The sequence below is a fragment of the Winogradskyella sp. PE311 genome (genome assembly GCF_046545555.1).
Taxonomy (GTDB): Bacteria; Bacteroidota; Bacteroidia; order Flavobacteriales; family Flavobacteriaceae; genus Winogradskyella.
In genome coordinates this window covers 390870-407778 of record NZ_JBHZTH010000001.1, presented here as the reverse complement: position 1 = coordinate 407778, position 16909 = coordinate 390870, and the positions used below count along the sequence as shown (strand labels likewise).

Sequence of the window (16909 nt, the reverse complement as noted above, 5' to 3'; positions counted from 1 at the left end):
TTGTATAAAGGTCAATCAAATTTATTAAAAATCAAAAGTTATTAGGATGAAAAAGAAACTAGAATCAGAATTAGTAAGCATTGCTCATAGGATTCTAAAACTGAAAGGTAGAGAGGATGTAGATAGAATGCATGAAGAAGTCGCTAAACTATACGAAAAACTTACAGTTTTAAAATTTGCTCAAGAGAATTTTGAGGATGATATGCCAACTATTGGAAACGATTCTTCCTTTTTTGACATGTTAGATACGGCTTTCAATAATAAAATCAGTGATAATATTGAAGTTGGTAACAAGACCTATGTTAATTTAGATGAGCGCGAGGATGACGGCATCATGGAACCCGTAATGGAGAAAATTAAGGACATGGTAGCACAAATGCCAGAAGAGACACAAGAAATTGATGTTATTGTTGAAGAGGCAATAGCAAAAGAATCTCCTACAACTATTGAGTTTGAAACTATAACCTCAGATTTTGCTGTTATGCCAGAATTTGAGCCAATAGAAGACGCGCAAAAAAGACAAGCTGAACAAGGAAAAAAGTCCTTAAATGATAAACTAAAAGGGAAAACTCTTCAAATTGGACTTAATGATAAACTAGCCTTTATAAAACACTTATTTGAAGGAAAGAATGAAGACTATGACCGTGTTATTTCTCAGATAAATACAACAGATTCTTTAAATGAAGCGCGTAGCTTAATATTAGAAATGGTAAAACCAGATTATAATAACTGGGAGGGTAAAGAAGATTACGAAACGCGTTTTATCGAAATTGTAGAAGGTAAGTTCAACTAATGCGAACCAAGCAAACTATTTACTGGTTAAGTACCGCAGTTTTATGTGGGATATTTTTTTATTCGGCATCTATGTATTTCATAAAGACGAATATGATTAAAGGCTTTTTTGAAACCTTTAATTACCCAACATATATTGTAATACCCTTGGCAGTTGCAAAGTTTTTAGGTATTGTTATGATACTATGGAGGCCAAATAAGTGGCTAACAGAATGGGCTTATGCTGGTTTCTTCTTCGATTTAGTCTTAGCCACTCTAGCACATCATAATGCAGCACATCCAATAGGATTATCTTTTTACACAATACCTATCTTATTCGTTTCTTACTTTTTAGGTAAATACATTAGAGATTAACTAATAATTAAGATATATATAACCTTGTAGCGGTTTATTAAATCCCTTAATTTCTAAAATATAAAAATAAGTACCAATTGGTAATAATCCAGAATGATTCGGGAATCCCATATTAGATTCACCATCCCAAGTATTTCTATAATTTTTTGCTTGATATACTTGAGTTCCATATCTATTGTAAATTTTAAAACTATTATCAGGATAGTCTTCTATACATGGAATTATTAAAAAATCATTTTTTGTATCGTTATTTGGGGAAATACCCTGTGGAATGATAAGACAATTCGAAATCTCAACAAAAGCGTTACCCTCATCATTTGATTGGTCTCTATCAATTTCATTTAGAGAATTTAAAACAGCCACATTCAACAAATCAGATGAAGAAATTGCTCTAGCAGTTATATTTAATGTGCCAGATTCATCTGGGAATAAGCTCATAATACTCCAAATAAAAGTACTTTCATCAAAGCTTCCTAAAGTAGTTGAGTGAGACGTAAACTCATACCCAGACGGCAATTGGTCAATAATTTCAATTTGTGTTCCAACGTCAGATCCTAGGTTTGTAGCGGTAATTGTAAAGGTCACCTCGTCTCCAAGAATCACTTCCATTGGTTCAACAGTTTTTAAAACTTCAATATCTACATTAGAATTATCTATTATAACGTTTAGTGAAGCAATCGTTTGTGAAGTGTTTATATTATTGGTATTCGTAAAATTTTCAAAATTATTAATATATATTCCTGCAATATCTGAAGTTACAATTACTGAAAATGTGCAGCTTTCCACACCATCAGGAAAAATCAGATCAGAAATTCCGACAAAATCATCTCCAGTATTACCAATAAAATTAGCTGTGCATCCATTGTCCTGAATCCAATTTGGCATTGCGGCTATTGTTACACCAGAGGGTAAATTATCAGTAAATGAAATACTGCTTTGTGTAGGGTTATTTGCGATATTAAAAACGGTAAAAGTTAATTCACTTTCCGCACCTTCAAAAATTGTATCTGGAAAAAAAGATTTTTCAAGAACAGGTGAGACAACTTGTACACTATTAATAGAGATATTTGTTTCTGGTGTTAATTCCTCATTGTCTGCTGCGCTTGGTGATGCTTCTGCAACATTGTTAAAAGCACCGCCAAAACTCGGTGCAGTCACAGGAATAGTAATTCTAACTGTAGAACCAGCCTCCATAGAAGGAATTATACCACTTATAAAATTACCATTAGTAGCAAAAGAGAGCGCGCAAATTGCATTACCCGAAACAACACTACAAGTTACTGCACCAGTAATGCTAAATGCTGAGTTTAAGGTGTTTTCAAAAATAGTGTTTGTTGCAGTTGAGCTTGTTGTACTATTACTTACATCGACAATCCAATTAAAAGTTTGATTAGTATCAACTGAAACAAATTCAGGGTAGGTTTGTACAACTAAATCTATACATGGGGCAAAATAGGTGTTAACTTCTGCTATATTGTTTATAGGGCTAATGTCTACTAAATTGTTTGCATAATTAACACGAACTACATTTGTACCAATAATAGAATTTTCTGAACATTCTGGTTGCCAATCTAAAGTAACACTAAAGGTTACTGAGCTATTAGCAGGTAATTCCCAGTTATCTTCTGGTAGTATTTCCCAGAACGTATCAAATGAGCCATCTTCTGTAATACCATCGAATATTTCGCCTATATATGAATTTTCAATTGTAAAACAAGATGCGGTTCCAGTCGTGCCAACGCACTCTACGGATGTTAAAGTGGCATTTATAGGTGTTGCTCCAGATGGAGGAACTGGCATATGATCTTGTAATTCTATAATAGCAACATCTTCACTAACATTAATTACCGTAATTTCATAAGTAACTAAACCCCATTCTGCGGTACTTTGTTGAGATTCTCCTATTGGTAATGTAGGACTAACTTGTGTTTTTGTTACTTGTAAATCTGATTGATTGGAAGCATCGCAAGGTTCCGCTGGAGGAAATTCAAGAAAGTTTGAAAAATTGTTGTTATCTAAATTTGTATCTATCAATTCAGAATCTAAAATATTCGTCGCACTTCGTATTAAAGCTGTAATATTATTTTGGGTTGTGCTGCAAGAGGGTTCTAAATATTCTACTATGGTTTCAATAGTAATTGTAGTGTTTGGTTGCAAGGTAAAATCATTGCTTACCCAAATCTGCCCATTGTCCGATATTGTAAAATCATTACAAGTTACAGGGCCAGTAGTTCCTAAACAATTAATAGAAATAATATTCCATGTTAATGGGGATAAATTTTGAAGAAAGAAACGTATAGGAGCAGCAGAAGGACCATTATTACAAACGGTTGTTTCTAGGGTTATGTCTTGTTCATATCCTAACGAAGAACTTATATCTGGATCAATTTGTACGGTTTCAATACAGATATCAGTTTCTGGACATAAATCTGCATTAAGTAAATTAGTGGTTACACTGTTGGAATTATTTGATGACACATTAGAGTGACTAAGGCTAATTTGAATAAGACTATCAACATCGATAGGCATTGGGTTTGGCGAACAAGAAAAATTAGAATACCTGTAAACGACTTCAAAAGTAATACTGCCATCAGAGGTGACTTCAGTTTCCGTATTAAAGTCAAAAATTGTTTCAGTAGTTTGTACTGCAATTGAGGTTGAGGTTACATCAGTAGTGTCTGGGCATTGTGTTCCATTTGTGGCACCAAGACACTCAAGAGAAATAAACTCAACAAATGGTTGACCATTATCAAATGGTGAAGCTAAATTAAGGTTCCCAGAAATGATATCAACAGGAAAATCAATAGTACTATTATTGGTAATTGTAAATTGATATGTCACTTCATCTCCCCAAGCATTAATAGGTGTTCCTGCTGTAGGTTGTATTTGGGTATGTGTTACAGAAAAGTCAATAACAATATCTAAAACATCAATGGATATTATAGACTGGTTATTACTAGTATTTGTATCTGTAGTACTTGTTGGTGGACTAACAGTTCCATTTGCTGCAATACCGCCTAAATTGGTCGGAGCTGTTACAATAACCAATAACTCAATACTAGAGTTATTAGGCATATTCGCGATAGAAGCGGTTAAGACATTATCTATATCATCAATGTTAGTAACATCAGAGGCTCCATTAACACTATTCTGTGAAGTAGAAGAAATTAGGCTTAAATCATCATCAAAATCTATTAATATAGATGCGTTATTTACAGCATTACCGTTGTTCGAAATTGTAATTAGATATTGAAAATCTTCATAGATATTTATTTGAGATATCGCATTACCGTCTAAATTTTGAGCTTCAATAGCAATTGATAGGTCGGTTGTTTGCGCTGATAAAATAAACAGGCTGAAATTTAATAAGATAAAAAGATAAATTGATTTTAGCACTAGTTGGTTTTTATAGTAAGATACAGAATATACGGAATGGTTGCGTAATAAAAATGAAAGATTGTACTTTTGATGTATTAGAATAATTATTATGAAACTATTTCTGGTACCAACACCAATAGGAAATTTAAAAGACATCACCTTTAGAGCTATTGAAGTTTTAAAGGATGTAGATTTAATTTTGGCTGAAGACACCAGAACTTCAGGAAAACTTCTAAAGCATTTTGAAATCACTACACAAATGCAAAGCCATCATATGCATAATGAGCATAAAACAGTAGATGGATTAATTGAAAAACTAAAATCTGGCCTATCAATTGCAGTTATTAGTGATGCTGGTACACCAGCAATTTCTGACCCTGGTTTTTTATTAGCAAGAGCTTGCGTTGAAAATAATATTGAGGTAGATTGTTTACCTGGAGCAACAGCATTTGTACCTGCATTAGTAAATAGTGGTTTGCCAAACGACAAATTTGTTTTTGAAGGCTTTTTGCCTGTAAAGAAAGGTCGCCAAACACGACTGTTATTATTAGCCGAAGAAACCAGAACTATTATTTTTTATGAAAGTCCACACAAGTTAATAAAGACTTTAGGTCATTTTTGCGAGTATTTTGGAGAAGATAGATTGGTGTCTGTTTCTAGAGAGTTAACAAAGCTGTATGAAGAAACCATTAGGGGAACGGCCAAAGAAGTTTTAGAGCATTATACTAATAAACCACCAAAAGGCGAGATTGTTATAGTTGTTGCTGGTAAAAAATGACTTATCATCCTGAATTTATTTAAGGATATAATTTAATGTATTTGGAAGAATTGCTGAATAACATAAGCCAATGTATCCTTTGTAAAGCACACCTTCTATTAGGTCCAAGACCTGTAGTTACTGCTCAAATCCATTCTAAAATTATAATCATTGGCCAAGCGCCAGGAATAAAAGTTCACGAATCTGGTGTTCCTTGGGATGATCAAAGCGGAAAGAAACTAAGGCAATGGCTCAATGTTACAGAGGAGCAATTTTATAACACAGAAAACTTTGCTATTATACCAATGGGATTCTGTTATCCAGGAAAAGCAAAAACAGGGGATTTACCACCACGACCAGAATGTGCACCACAATGGCATCATCAATTACTAGATAAAATGCCTAAAGTAGAATTGGTAATTTTAATTGGTGCTTATGCACAGAGGTATTATTTAAAAGACAAAGCTAAACGAACGTTGACAGAAACTGTTGGAGAGTACAAGTCCTATCTGCCAAAGTATTTTCCCATTCCACATCCATCGCCAACGAATAGGTTTTGGAGAAGTAAGAATCCTTGGTTTGAGGAATTGGTGGTTTCTGAGTTACAGAAAACAGTTTATAATATATTATAAAAAACCTCACCATTTCTGATGAGGTTTAATCTAATTTATCTAAAAGCAAAGCGTTTTAAAAGTCTAATACTGACTTCCATCATGTTTCCCAACCTCATAACCATGTTTTCCTAAATATTTATTTCCGCTTTCTACAGCACCTTCTTCGATATCAGTTCCCATAGAATCATTCCAACGATTTAGGTAACCAAACAAAGAAATCACACCTAGCATTTCTACAATTTCGCCTTCATCCCAATGCTCATATAATCTTTTTTTGATGTCCGCATTAACAGCATTAGGTACTACAGAAGCAGCTAAACTAAAATCTAAAGCAGCACGCTCAGCATCAGAAAATGCTGCATGCGTTCGGTACTCCCAAATGTTATCTAATTGCTCTTGTTCTGCTCCATAACGCTCCGCAGCTCTAATCGCATGGGCTTGGCAATATCTACAACCTGTTGAGTTACTGCTTACCCAAGCAATCATACGTTTTAAGGCCGAGCTTACACGACCTTCGTTTGCCATTACAGCTTTATTTAAGTTTATAAAAGCCTTAGATATTGCTGGTCTGCGTTGCATGGTTAAGACTGAATTTGGGCAAAACCCAAGGGTTTCGTTAAAGAATTCAGCTAATTCTTTTGTTTCTAAATCATGGTCCGCAGACAATGGTGTTACTAATGCCATAGTTATTTTTTTAGTGGTATTTTTGAATGTACAAGATAGGATTTCTAATTTTTAAACTAAAAGAAAATGGCTGATAAAATCACAACACATTGGAAAGGTGGATTAACTTTTGAATCTGATAATCCAAGTGGAAAATTTGTAACAATGGATACAAATATTGATGGACAAGATGAGCGTTATGGGTTGTCTCCAAAAGCTATGATGCTATCTTCTTTAGCTGGCTGTTCTGCCCTAGATGTGATTTCTACTTTAGATAAAATGAAAGAAGATATTGACGATTTTAAAATTGATGTATCTGGTGAATTAACTGATGAACATCCGAGATATTATCATTCAGTCGTTGTTGACTATCATTTTTACGGAACTGATTTAAACAAAAAAAAATGTGAACGTGCAGTAGAATTATCTGTCGATAAGTATTGCGGAGTCATGGAAATGTTCAGAAAGTTTGCAAAGATTGAAACAAATATTATTTATCATATAGCGACAAAGCGATAAGAATTTCTCCTTAGGGGAATTAAAAGGGGAATATGCGTTGGACTCTCAAACCAAAACCAGAACCATCAGCGGTTGAAGACTTAAAAAAAGCACTTCAGGTTGATGATATTGTTGCGACACTATTATTGCAGCGTGGTATTAACACTTATGAAGCTGCAAAAACTTTTTTCAGACCGAGTTTTAGCGATTTGCACGACCCATTCTTAATGAAAGATATGGAGAAGGCTGTGGTGCGTATTGAGAAAGCAATTGCAGATGGTGAAAATATTATGGTCTACGGAGATTACGATGTTGATGGTACAACGTCTGTAGCTTTGATGTCTTCGTATTTAAAAACACGAATAGATTCTGTAGCGACTTATATTCCTGATCGTTACGATGAAGGTTATGGTGTTTCTTATAAAGGTATTGACTTTGCAGATGATAATGACTTTTCATTAATTATAGCTTTAGATTGTGGTGTTAAGGCTATTGATAAAGTTGATTATGCCAAAGAAAAAGGGATTGATTTTATTATTTGCGATCATCACAGACCTGGAGAAAACCTACCAAACGCAGTTGCTGTTTTAGACCCTAAACGAGATGACTGTGATTATCCTTTTAAAGAATTATGCGGTTGTGGAGTTGGTTTTAAACTCATCACTGCTTTAGCTTCTAATCAAGGCCAAACCGTTGAAGATTTAGTAGAATATTTAGATCTGGTAGCAACTGCAATAGGTGCAGATATTGTGCCTATAATTGGCGAAAATAGAGCCTTAGCCTATTTTGGTCTGCAGGTTATTAATACTGAGCCGAGACCTGGAATGAAAGCTATTATAGCTGAGGTAAAAAAAGATGAACTCACTATTACCGATGTAGTGTTCATTATCGCTCCACGGATTAATGCAGCAGGCAGAATGAAGCATGGGAATCATGCAGTGACATTACTTACAGAGACAGACTTTAATCTTGCGGCAGAATATGCTGTAGATATTGATCAGTTTAATACAGACCGTCGCGAAACTGACAAGCGAATTACTGAAGAAGCTTTAATTCAAATAGAAGAAAACAACGAACAAGAAGGCTTTACAACAGTCGTTTATAGAGAAGATTGGCACAAAGGTGTTATTGGTATTGTAGCATCACGATTAACAGAAACTTACTATAGACCCACTTTAGTATTTACTAAAAGTGGAGATAAATTTGCAGCTTCGGCGAGATCAGTTAAGGGTTTTGATGTCTATAATGCCTTAGAAGCATGTTCTGAACATATCGAACAATTTGGTGGTCACAAGTACGCAGCAGGATTAACTTTATTGCCAGAAAACTATGACGCTTTTAAAGCAAAGTTTGAAAGTGTTGTAAAAGAAACCATTGACCCAAAATTATTAATACCAGAAATAAGGGTTGATTTAGAAATTGAATTAGGTCAAATAAATGATAAACTAATGCGAATTTTAAAACAATTTGCACCTTTTGGCCCTGGAAATATGTCACCAACATTTATGACTCAAGGGATGAAAGATACAGGATATGGGAAATGTGTTGGCGAAGATGATAAACATATACGTTTTACAGCAACCCAATCTTTTAGTGATAAAATTGTATGTATTGGTTTTGGGTTAGGTAATAAAATAGATATTATTAAAAACAAAAGACCCTTTAATATTGCTTATAGTGTAGATGAAAACCATTGGAATGGTAATGTGAGTTTACAATTGAAGCTTAAGGATATAAAAGAATAAAATCTAGAACAGATCGTTGAGTAGATATGAAACAGCTAACCACAATCTCACTTCTTTTTTTGAGTTGCTTATCAAATACACAAAACCTCGTATTAAATCCTAGTTTTGAGGAACACTCCACATATAAATGTCTTGTTTATATGGGAGGTTTCAATAATGGTATTCTTAATTGGTCAATTCCCAATTATGGTTCTACAGACTTCTTTGATACTTGCAGTAAGGATATGGGTAAAAAAAACTATAATGGTTCTCAAAAACCAAAATCAGGAACCTCTTACGCTGGTATGTATTATTACACAGATAAAAATTACAGAGAGTATGTACAAGGACAGCTTTCAAAAACCTTAAGTGTAGGTAAGCGCTACAAAATGACTTTTTATTTAAGTCTTGCAGATAAATCGTCTTATGCCTTAAAAGATATTGAGGTATTAATTACTGAAGAAAAACTAGAGCCTTGTCATCACTCTAATAATTGCGAAAAAACTATTAAACCTTCAAAAGCAACTAAAAAGAACTTTAAGATGTATTCTAATGCTAATGAAAACTACTTTTCAGACAAAGAATCTTGGATGGAATATACGTTTGAATTTACAGCAGAAGGTTATGAAACCTATTTTTCTATCGGAAATTTTTATAGGAATCCTAAAACTAAGAAACAAAAAACAGTTTCTGATAGCCCTTATTTCTTCTCGTATTATTACATAGATGATGTTTCAATAGAAACTGTCGAAAAAGAAGAAAAAGAAGAAGTTATTGATGAACCAGAAATAAAAATTAACGAAGTTTACACTTTTAAGAACGTGCTTTTCGATTTTGATAAAGCCAAATTATTAAAGGTATCAATTGAAGAGTTAGATCAACTTTATAAATATCTGAGTCAAAATTCTAACTTGAATATCGAAATCTACGGACATACTGATAATGTCGGTTTAGGGACTAGAAATAAAGAATTATCAGAACAACGTGCTAAAGCTGTAGTAGATTATTTAATTTCGCAAGGTCTTAATCCGTCAAGAATACAATTTATTGGGTTTGGGAGTTCTAAACCCATTTCAGAGAACATAACAGAGGAAGGAAGACAATTAAACAGACGTGTTGAGTTTAAATTAATAGACAGCTAGGCTTTGACCAAAAACGATCCATATGCAGCGCTTAGAATTAAAGAGTTCAACATCTTTTTATTAGTACGTTTTGCATTAATTTTTGGATGGTCTATGCAATTTGTAGTTATTGAGTGGCAGGTTTATACAATTACTAAAGATCCATTAGCGTTGGGAATCATAGGTGCTTGCGAATTTATCCCAGCATTTTTAATGGCTCCTTTTGCTGGCCATATTGTAGACCAACGCGAGAAAAGGAATTTATTTATTCAAACTATAGCTGCATTTTCTCTTATAAGTTTCGGTTTATTTTGGTTAACAACTAAGACCATTGAAGACAGTTGGTCAACAGATACCGTATTGTATTCTATTTATTTTTTAGTGTTTTTCGGCGGATTGCTGCGTGCTTTTTTTAGCCCAACTATATTTTCTCTAGTCGCTTTGATTGTGCCTAAAAAACTTTATCCAAATGCAGCTACATGGAGTAGTTCTACATGGCAAATTTCTCGTGTGCTTGGTGTTGCGTTTGCTGGATTTTCTATAAGTTGGATTGGCGTACACTGGTCGTTATGTATTGTTTTTGGTTTGGTTGTATTTTCTTTATTAGTAGTGTTTAGAATAAAAAAGAAACCTATTCTTAACCATAAAATAGGTGAGCCAATCTTGCAAAGTTTAAGAGAAGGTGCTCGATTTGTATTTAAAACTAAAGCTATTTTGGGCGCATTGACTTTAGATATGATTTCGGTATTATTTGGTGGAGCTGTAGCTCTACTCGCTGTGTTTGCCGAAGATATATTAAAGGTTGGACCAAGAGGTTTTGGTATTTTAGTTGCAGCACCATCAGTTGGTGCGTTTTTAACGATGCTTATTACGGCATACATCCCTATTAGTAAAAACGCTGGAATGAAATTATTGATTGCCATTTTTGGATTTGGTATTTGTATTATTGTCTTTGGTTTATCAACGTCTTTTTGGCTTTCGGTATTGGCCTTATTCTTTAGTGGTGTAACAGACGGAGTATCTATGGTTATTAGGCAAACTATACTTCAATTAAAGACACCTGATGATATGCGTGGTCGCGTAGCTTCTGTAAATTCTATGTTTGTTGGTTCTTCAAATGAATTGGGTGCTTTTGAAAGTGGTATAACTGCAAAATTAATGGGTACTGCAAGAGCTGTTGTTTTTGGTGGTACAATGACTTTAATTACAGTAGTCACTACAGGTATAGTTTTACCATCCTTTAGAAAATTGGACTTAACTAAAGATATAGAGGAACATGAAAAAGAAGATTAATTTCTTATGATATTTAACTCTGCAATAAGCGCATCTTTAATAGCAGTATCCTCAGTGCTCAAAGGCAATTGATTTGTATTTAATAAGTTCGTGGTTTCAAGCGGATCATTAATTAAATTATAGAAACGTTCAATACCGTTATTTAGTAAATATTTATGAGTTGCATTTCTAATTGTATAATCTTGCGATCCAATAGATCCTCTTTCAGCATAGATATAATCTCTTATATTAGCATTAGAACTGGTAAGCAAATCTTTAAAACTTTTGCTATCATGAATTTCGGGAGTTGAATTTCCGGATAACTCCGCAATTGTAGCGAATAAATCTGTAGTATTTATTAAAGCATCTTCAATTGCATTGACTCTTGTTACATTTTTACCTGCAATGACCATAGGTACATTAATACCACCTTGAAATAAAGAACCTTTAACCCTATTACTCTGATATTCTTGGGCTACTTGATTAGGTGTACCATTATCACCGATAAAAATGATGACTGTATTTTCTCTTTCAGCATCTGACATTGAACTTACCAATCGTCCCATTTCCGTATCCATAGCTTCTAACATTGCTAGATAATAAGGCAAAGGGTTAGCATCTATGCTTGCCTGATCTGAAGGTAAATTACCTTGAGAATGTAAACTGTTTGGTGGTAAATGAAATGGCGTATGTGCTGCATTATAGGCTAACCATAAAAACCATGGTTGTGATTGATTATCTATCCAGTCTATTGCTAAATCTGTATATTTTGTTGTAACATACGCTGTTGATATATTGGTTTGAGCATTTTCGGTTAAATTCCAGCTAGTGTAAGACGGGACACCTCCGCCTAAATTACCTGCGTAATAACCAACTCCCATATTTGTGGGATGGCTAGCATTATTGTTAGCTAAGTGCCACTTGCCGATCACTGCATGATTATAGCCAGAATTTGTATTATCTAAATAGGTTTGTATTGAAACTTCAGTTATTGCCATAGTGTTGCCAACCTCAGTAACACCAGTTCTAAATCCATATTTGCCTGTAATAATTGTACCTCTTGTCGGTGTACAAGTTGGATTAGACCATAAATTATTAAACTTAATCCCAGAATTGATCCAGCTTTGTAATGTTGGCATATTTGGTTTTAAATTACCAATACCATAACTAGGAGTTGCGTCTAATCCCATATCATCAGCGATGATGAGTAATATGTTTGGCTTATTACTTGCTGGAGTTTCTTGCTCAGTAATTGAATCATCATTATTACTGCACGAAAAAATAAAAGTTAAAACAATTATCGCTAACTTAATTTGTGGGGCTTTCATAAAGTTAATTTTTTATAGGACTAAAAATATTAATGAAAGTTTAATTCTATCATCTCATATTACGATCAGTCTTTTTGAAAGGTTTTTAATTCAAAGCTATTACCGTCAAAAACACCATAAGTGTAATATTGAATCCAATCGCCTAGATTAATATATTTTGAAGACTCATTTAGTTGAATTTCTAATGGCAAATGTCTATGACCAAACACAAAGAAATCGCGATGTTTTTCTTTTAGCTTGCGTTTGCAATAAATAGCTAGCCATTCGTTTTCTTCTCCTAAAAAGGTCGCATCGTCGTCACCAGAAATCATTTTATTTTTAACGGAGAAATATTGTGCAATACGCATACCAATATCTGGATGACCCCATTTAAATACCCATTTAAAGAATGGGCTCAAGAAAACTTTTTTCATACGTTTGTAGCCCTTATCTCCAGGACCAAGTCCATCACCATGACCAATAAAAAACGATCTGTCATTAAATGTGAACTCTTGTGGTTTATGATATACAGGAATGCCGAGTTCTTCTTCAAAATAGCCATTCATCCATAAATCATGATTACCAACAAAGTAATGAATTGGAATACCAGAATCTGCTATTTCTGCCAATTTACCCAAGGTTCTAGTGAATCCTTTTGGCACTACTGTTTTATATTCAAACCAAAAATCGAATAAATCTCCAAGTAAAAAAATTGCCGCTGCATCATGTTTAATTTCGTCTAACCAGGCTACAAACTTTTTTTCTCTAGGACGAGAAGCTTCCATTGTAGGTGCGCCTAGGTGATTGTCTGAAGCAAAGTAGATTTTTTTTCCATTAGGAACGTGTATGTGATGATTATTACTCATTATCAGAAGCAAACCATTCTGCAAAGCTAGTTGCTGTTTCTTGAAGTTTTAAAGCATGCAGTTTAATATTATTAGGGAGACGTTTCTTTATTTTTTCAGCAAAGTCAATTACCATCATTTCGCTTGTTGGTTGATAGTCTGCTAATAAAACATTATGGCCTCTATCTTGTAATTCTTTTGCTAATTCTATATGAGGTGTATTTTTATTAAAAACTGTTGCATGATCAAAAACATCTACAATTTCTTCTTTTACAATTTTCTTTAAATCGCTAAAGTCGATAACCATACCGAATTTTACATTTGTCGAATCAGAAATGGGTACTCCTATAACGGTAACATCTAAACGGTAACTATGTCCATGAACATTTTTACATTTACCATCATAGCCATAGAGTGCGTGACCAGTTTCAAAAGAAAATTGCTTTGTAATACGTATTTTACTCATTAACGTCTTTTATTTCGGTTTACAAAATATACGATAATAAGCACAAGTCCTAGGATTAAGAATAATCCATTTCCACCTAAAAAATTGAGAATATCCATATTTATAATTTAGTGTAAATCTATGGGTCAAATTTACGAGTTTTGAGCAAGGGGTTTAAATGTTTTTCTGAATTTTATAATTAAAGGTAATCCGCGTGCTATTATCCAAAGCGTAAAAGCGAAGAAAATACCATAAAGTTTATAGTCTAAGGCATCTGCCAAATAAACAATAGGTATAAAGACAAATAGTGTTGAAAATAATAAGACATTTCTAAGGTATTTCATTTTGCCTAGACCTTTAAAAACACCATCAAAAATAAACGCTAAAGCACATAAAGGTTGCATTACAAGTATAATCCAGAAGATATTATAAAACTCATTTAAGACTTTTTCATCATTACTAAAGAGGTTTCCTAAAGGATAATATAAGATAGCACCAATAATACCTAAAACGACACCTATAATGACACCGTATTTAATCAGTTTTGTACTTAAATCTACTAAGTTTTTGTAATCTTTTGCTCCTAGAAGCTTTCCAGATAAAATATTACCAGCACTGGCATAACCATCAATTAGGAATGCACCCAAGAACCAGAGGTTAATCGCTATGGTATAGGCTGCGATATAGTTTGTTCCATATTTTGTAGCAAAGCTTGTACCGAAATATAAAGCCACATTTAAGAATATGGTCCTAACGAATAAATTAAGGATCATTAATGTAAAACGTTTAATCTCTGGATTAAAAGGAAACTTAACCCATAGCGGAATATCTGTTTTCTTTAGCAAGTAATATGCCGAAAGACCAGCCATAATAACTTGCGCAATAACACTAGCATAAGCTGCACCTTTAATATGCATTGCTTGGATTACACCTTCAATACCATACACAAAAACAACATCTAAAATAATATTTGAAGCCGCACCAGCAATAGCAATCAGCATTGGGTAATAGGTGTTTTGAAGACCTCTAAAAGTGCCAAAAACAGCAATAGTGAATAGCGTAAATGGAAAGCCAAACACTCTTATTTGGTAATAATCTACACTATAGTTTAGAATAGTACCTGAAGCGTTGTAAAATTCGAAAATCTGCGAAGCAAATGGATATGTCGCTAGGATAATTAGAATACTTAACGATGTAATTAAGAATATAGCTTGAGCAGGTAAGTTTTTTACAACATGGAGATTATCTGCTCCAACATATTGAGAGACTATTGATGATATAGAACTACGAGTTTGACCTAAAACCCAAATCAACATAGACATAAATGTGCCTACAATACCAACAGCAGCTAAAGATTTGGTAGCATTTAAATCCATATTACCAATAATTGCTGAATCTGTTAAAGATAAAATAGGTTCAGACACACCAGAAATTAATGCTGGTATAGCAAGTTTATTGATCTGTTTTAATGTTATTGACGCACTCAAAGGACTAGTTCATAACAATGAAAAGGGTATTCGCTTTGCATCGGGAAATAAATATCACCTAATCGTTTATAGCCACGAAGTTCGTAAAATTTTTGATTTCTTTTGTTCTGAGAAAACGTATCTAAACGAATAGAGCTATAGTTGTTTTCTATTGTGTATGCCTCTGCAAAATTCATTAAGTGCTGAGCATAACCTTTACTTTGCGATTTTGGATGTACGGCTAAGCGATGAATATAGATATTGTTTTCATTTTCAGTAAGCCATTTAATGGGCAGATATTCTTTATCCATTAAGGTAGAGATGACAATCGTGCCATTGATTTTAGAATTGATTTCTAAAACATAAAGTTCGTTTCGTTTAAGGTCGTTCTCAAATGCAGATGAGTTAGGGTAATCTTCATTCCATTGGTAAATTCCTTTAGCTATCATGCCTTCAGCACATGCTCTTATCATTGCCATTATTGCGGGTATATCGGTAATTTTGCCTTTACGAATCATTTATAATGTTTACTTTTGTCTCAAATTTTAAGGATATGAAAACTATATTAGTACCTGTAGGATCTTCAAAAAATGCAACATCTCACTTACAGTATGCCGTAGATTTTGCCAAAGCTTTTGGAGCTAAATTATATGTTGTTCAAATATATAATGTTTATACTAAAGCAGGAACAATGATCAATGTAGATTCTATTATTGAAAAAGAATCCAAAGATTTTTTAGATGGCCATGTTGCTTCGATAGACACAAAAGATGTTGAAGTCTACACTAGAACGTTTAAGGGAAAATTGGTAGATACATTAGAGAAAGTTTGTGATGCTTTAGAAGTAGATTTAATCATATTAGAACCTCGTACAAATTCTATTAAGGATGAGGTCTATTTAGGGAAAACCTCCGGTAAAATTATTAAGCGTACGCAAATCCCGACTTTAATCGTACCAGAGGGTTATATTTACAAGCCTATTGTGAAAATTTTAATTGCTTTAAAATCTGTTGTAATAAAGAAAGAAGCTGTTTTAAAACCTTTGCAATCTATTAAAAATCAATTTAAGGCAGTAGCAAATATTTTATTGGTAAAAACAAGTCGTTACAAGGATGGTGATTTTGATTTTAACGAAGAGTTTTCCGGCTTAATTACAAATACCATAACTGCAGAGAGCCCAACTACGTTTCAAGCTGTTTTAGAACATTACAAGAATCACGATCCAGATTTATTATGTGTGGTAAGGCGTAAAAGAGGATTCTTCTCAAAACTTTGGGAAGATGACATTGTCCTGAAAAAGGATTTTCATAGTTCTAAAATCCCTGTATTAGTGTTAAGTGGACTAAAATAATGCTATTGCTGCTTTTGGATAACACAAAGGGATACATATTTACTTTATGCATTTTTTCCTTTGTTTTCGTGATAGGATGGTTTCACAACAAGAGGTTTATGAAGTCTCAATTCTATTTAGAAAGAATAAAGCCTAAGTCCTATTTTTATGAGTTGATGTTTTACGCATTAGCTTTCTTTGGTTTTTTAATTTCACTTATTTTTTTAAGTATTATTTTAGTAAAAATATTAGGTATAGAATATTGAATGGGGCATTAGCTCAGCTGGCTAGAGCGCTACGCTGGCAGCGTAGAGGTCATCGGTTCGACTCCGATATGCTCCAC

The 16909-nt window shown here is 33.6% G+C and carries 16 protein-coding genes and 1 tRNA gene; 10 read left to right on the top strand and 7 right to left on the bottom strand.

The features are described from left to right. Nucleotides 1-46: 46 nt before the first annotated feature. Both ACFWU4_RS01705 and ACFWU4_RS01700 read left to right on the top strand, forming a co-directional pair. Complete coding sequence (locus ACFWU4_RS01705; RefSeq protein ID WP_411124246.1) at nt 47-793, top strand: hypothetical protein; 747 nt, start codon at nt 47-49, stop codon at nt 791-793. Beyond that, nucleotides 793-1146 (top strand): DoxX family protein, encoded by a 354-nt coding sequence (locus ACFWU4_RS01700; protein WP_411124245.1) that lies wholly within the window; start codon nt 793-795, stop codon nt 1144-1146. The genes ACFWU4_RS01705 and ACFWU4_RS01700 overlap by 1 nt, the downstream gene beginning before the upstream one ends. Here the strand turns inward: ACFWU4_RS01700 and ACFWU4_RS01695 are convergent, their stop codons facing one another. Beyond that, nucleotides 1147-4542, bottom strand: coding sequence for a gliding motility-associated C-terminal domain-containing protein (locus ACFWU4_RS01695; RefSeq protein WP_411124243.1), 3396 nt, complete (start codon nt 4540-4542; stop codon nt 1147-1149). Nucleotides 4543-4630: 88 nt separating this feature from the next. Here ACFWU4_RS01695 and rsmI point away from each other — a divergent pair, with 88 nt between their 5' ends. Further along, nucleotides 4631-5302 carry a 16S rRNA (cytidine(1402)-2'-O)-methyltransferase gene (gene rsmI / locus ACFWU4_RS01690; protein ID WP_411127208.1) on the top strand — a complete coding sequence of 224 codons (672 nt, stop codon included), beginning with the start codon at nt 4631-4633 and terminating at the stop codon, nt 5300-5302. Between the two features lie 41 nt (nt 5303-5343). Then, a complete protein-coding gene (locus tag ACFWU4_RS01685; protein WP_411124241.1) occupies nt 5344-5913 on the top strand; it encodes a uracil-DNA glycosylase family protein in 570 nt (189 codons plus the stop codon). Between the two features lie 63 nt (nt 5914-5976). Here the strand turns inward: ACFWU4_RS01685 and ACFWU4_RS01680 are convergent, their stop codons facing one another. Continuing rightward, nucleotides 5977-6579 carry a carboxymuconolactone decarboxylase family protein gene (locus ACFWU4_RS01680; RefSeq protein ID WP_411124239.1) on the bottom strand — a complete coding sequence of 201 codons (603 nt, stop codon included), beginning with the start codon at nt 6577-6579 and terminating at the stop codon, nt 5977-5979. Between the two features lie 66 nt (nt 6580-6645). Here ACFWU4_RS01680 and ACFWU4_RS01675 point away from each other — a divergent pair, with 66 nt between their 5' ends. The 4 genes from ACFWU4_RS01675 to ACFWU4_RS01660 are packed head-to-tail and all read left to right on the top strand — an operon-like array spanning nt 6646 to nt 11194. Next, nucleotides 6646-7077: an OsmC family protein gene (locus ACFWU4_RS01675; protein ID WP_411124237.1), complete on the top strand. Its 432-nt coding sequence runs from the start codon at nt 6646-6648 to the stop codon at nt 7075-7077. Nucleotides 7078-7109: 32 nt separating this feature from the next. Beyond that, a complete protein-coding gene (recJ, locus tag ACFWU4_RS01670; protein ID WP_411124235.1) occupies nt 7110-8801 on the top strand; it encodes a single-stranded-DNA-specific exonuclease RecJ in 1692 nt (563 codons plus the stop codon). 59 nt (nt 8802-8860) lie between these two features. Further along, nucleotides 8861-9922 carry an OmpA family protein gene (locus tag ACFWU4_RS01665; RefSeq protein ID WP_411124233.1) on the top strand — a complete coding sequence of 354 codons (1062 nt, stop codon included), beginning with the start codon at nt 8861-8863 and terminating at the stop codon, nt 9920-9922. A 3-nt stretch (nt 9923-9925) separates the two neighbouring features. After that, nucleotides 9926-11194, top strand: a complete 1269-nt coding sequence (locus ACFWU4_RS01660) for an MFS transporter (RefSeq protein ID WP_411124231.1) — start codon at nt 9926-9928, stop codon at nt 11192-11194. Here ACFWU4_RS01660 and ACFWU4_RS01655 read toward each other — a convergent pair. The 5 genes from ACFWU4_RS01655 to ACFWU4_RS01635 all read right to left on the bottom strand — a co-directional run bounded on the left by ACFWU4_RS01655 (nt 11191) and on the right by ACFWU4_RS01635 (nt 15754). Next, entirely contained in the window at nt 11191-12501 is a 1311-nt protein-coding gene (locus tag ACFWU4_RS01655) for a sulfatase-like hydrolase/transferase (RefSeq protein ID WP_411124229.1), read from the bottom strand. The two genes, ACFWU4_RS01660 and ACFWU4_RS01655, sit on opposite strands and share 4 nt — an antisense overlap. 65 nt (nt 12502-12566) lie before the next feature. Further along, complete coding sequence (locus ACFWU4_RS01650) at nt 12567-13328, bottom strand: UDP-2,3-diacylglucosamine diphosphatase (RefSeq protein ID WP_411127206.1); 762 nt, start codon at nt 13326-13328, stop codon at nt 12567-12569. A gap of 10 nt (nt 13329-13338) precedes the next feature. Next, a complete protein-coding gene (locus ACFWU4_RS01645) occupies nt 13339-13791 on the bottom strand; it encodes a 6-pyruvoyl trahydropterin synthase family protein (RefSeq protein WP_411124227.1) in 453 nt (150 codons plus the stop codon). 131 nt (nt 13792-13922) lie between these two features. Further along, the gene (locus ACFWU4_RS01640) at nt 13923-15257 is read right to left on the bottom strand and encodes an MATE family efflux transporter (protein ID WP_411124225.1); all 1335 of its coding nucleotides are present in this window, start codon (nt 15255-15257) and stop codon (nt 13923-13925) included. Further along, nucleotides 15254-15754 (bottom strand): GNAT family N-acetyltransferase, encoded by a 501-nt coding sequence (locus ACFWU4_RS01635; protein WP_411124223.1) that lies wholly within the window; start codon nt 15752-15754, stop codon nt 15254-15256. The genes ACFWU4_RS01640 and ACFWU4_RS01635 overlap by 4 nt, the downstream gene beginning before the upstream one ends. Nucleotides 15755-15789: 35 nt before the next feature. Here ACFWU4_RS01635 and ACFWU4_RS01630 point away from each other — a divergent pair, with 35 nt between their 5' ends. Together ACFWU4_RS01630 and ACFWU4_RS01625 are read left to right on the top strand one after the other, a co-directional pair. After that, the gene (locus ACFWU4_RS01630; protein WP_411124221.1) at nt 15790-16587 is read left to right on the top strand and encodes a universal stress protein; all 798 of its coding nucleotides are present in this window, start codon (nt 15790-15792) and stop codon (nt 16585-16587) included. 247 nt (nt 16588-16834) lie between these two features. Continuing rightward, a tRNA-Ala gene (locus ACFWU4_RS01625) sits at nt 16835-16908 on the top strand. The last annotated feature ends 1 nt before the right edge of the window (nt 16909 follow it).

Coding starts and splice junctions, on each gene's coding strand:
- ACFWU4_RS01705 (WP_411124246.1), top strand. CDS start 47: ATGAAAAAGAAACTAGAATCAGAATTAGTAAGCATTGCTCATAGGATT.
- ACFWU4_RS01700 (WP_411124245.1), top strand. CDS start 793: ATGCGAACCAAGCAAACTATTTACTGGTTAAGTACCGCAGTTTTATGT.
- ACFWU4_RS01680 (WP_411124239.1), bottom strand. CDS start 6,579: ATGGCATTAGTAACACCATTGTCTGCGGACCATGATTTAGAAACAAAA.
- ACFWU4_RS01675 (WP_411124237.1), top strand. CDS start 6,646: ATGGCTGATAAAATCACAACACATTGGAAAGGTGGATTAACTTTTGAA.
- recJ (WP_411124235.1), top strand. CDS start 7,110: ATGCGTTGGACTCTCAAACCAAAACCAGAACCATCAGCGGTTGAAGAC.
- ACFWU4_RS01655 (WP_411124229.1), bottom strand. CDS start 12,501: ATGAAAGCCCCACAAATTAAGTTAGCGATAATTGTTTTAACTTTTATT.
- ACFWU4_RS01645 (WP_411124227.1), bottom strand. CDS start 13,791: ATGAGTAAAATACGTATTACAAAGCAATTTTCTTTTGAAACTGGTCAC.
- ACFWU4_RS01635 (WP_411124223.1), bottom strand. CDS start 15,754: ATGATTCGTAAAGGCAAAATTACCGATATACCCGCAATAATGGCAATG.
- ACFWU4_RS01630 (WP_411124221.1), top strand. CDS start 15,790: ATGAAAACTATATTAGTACCTGTAGGATCTTCAAAAAATGCAACATCT.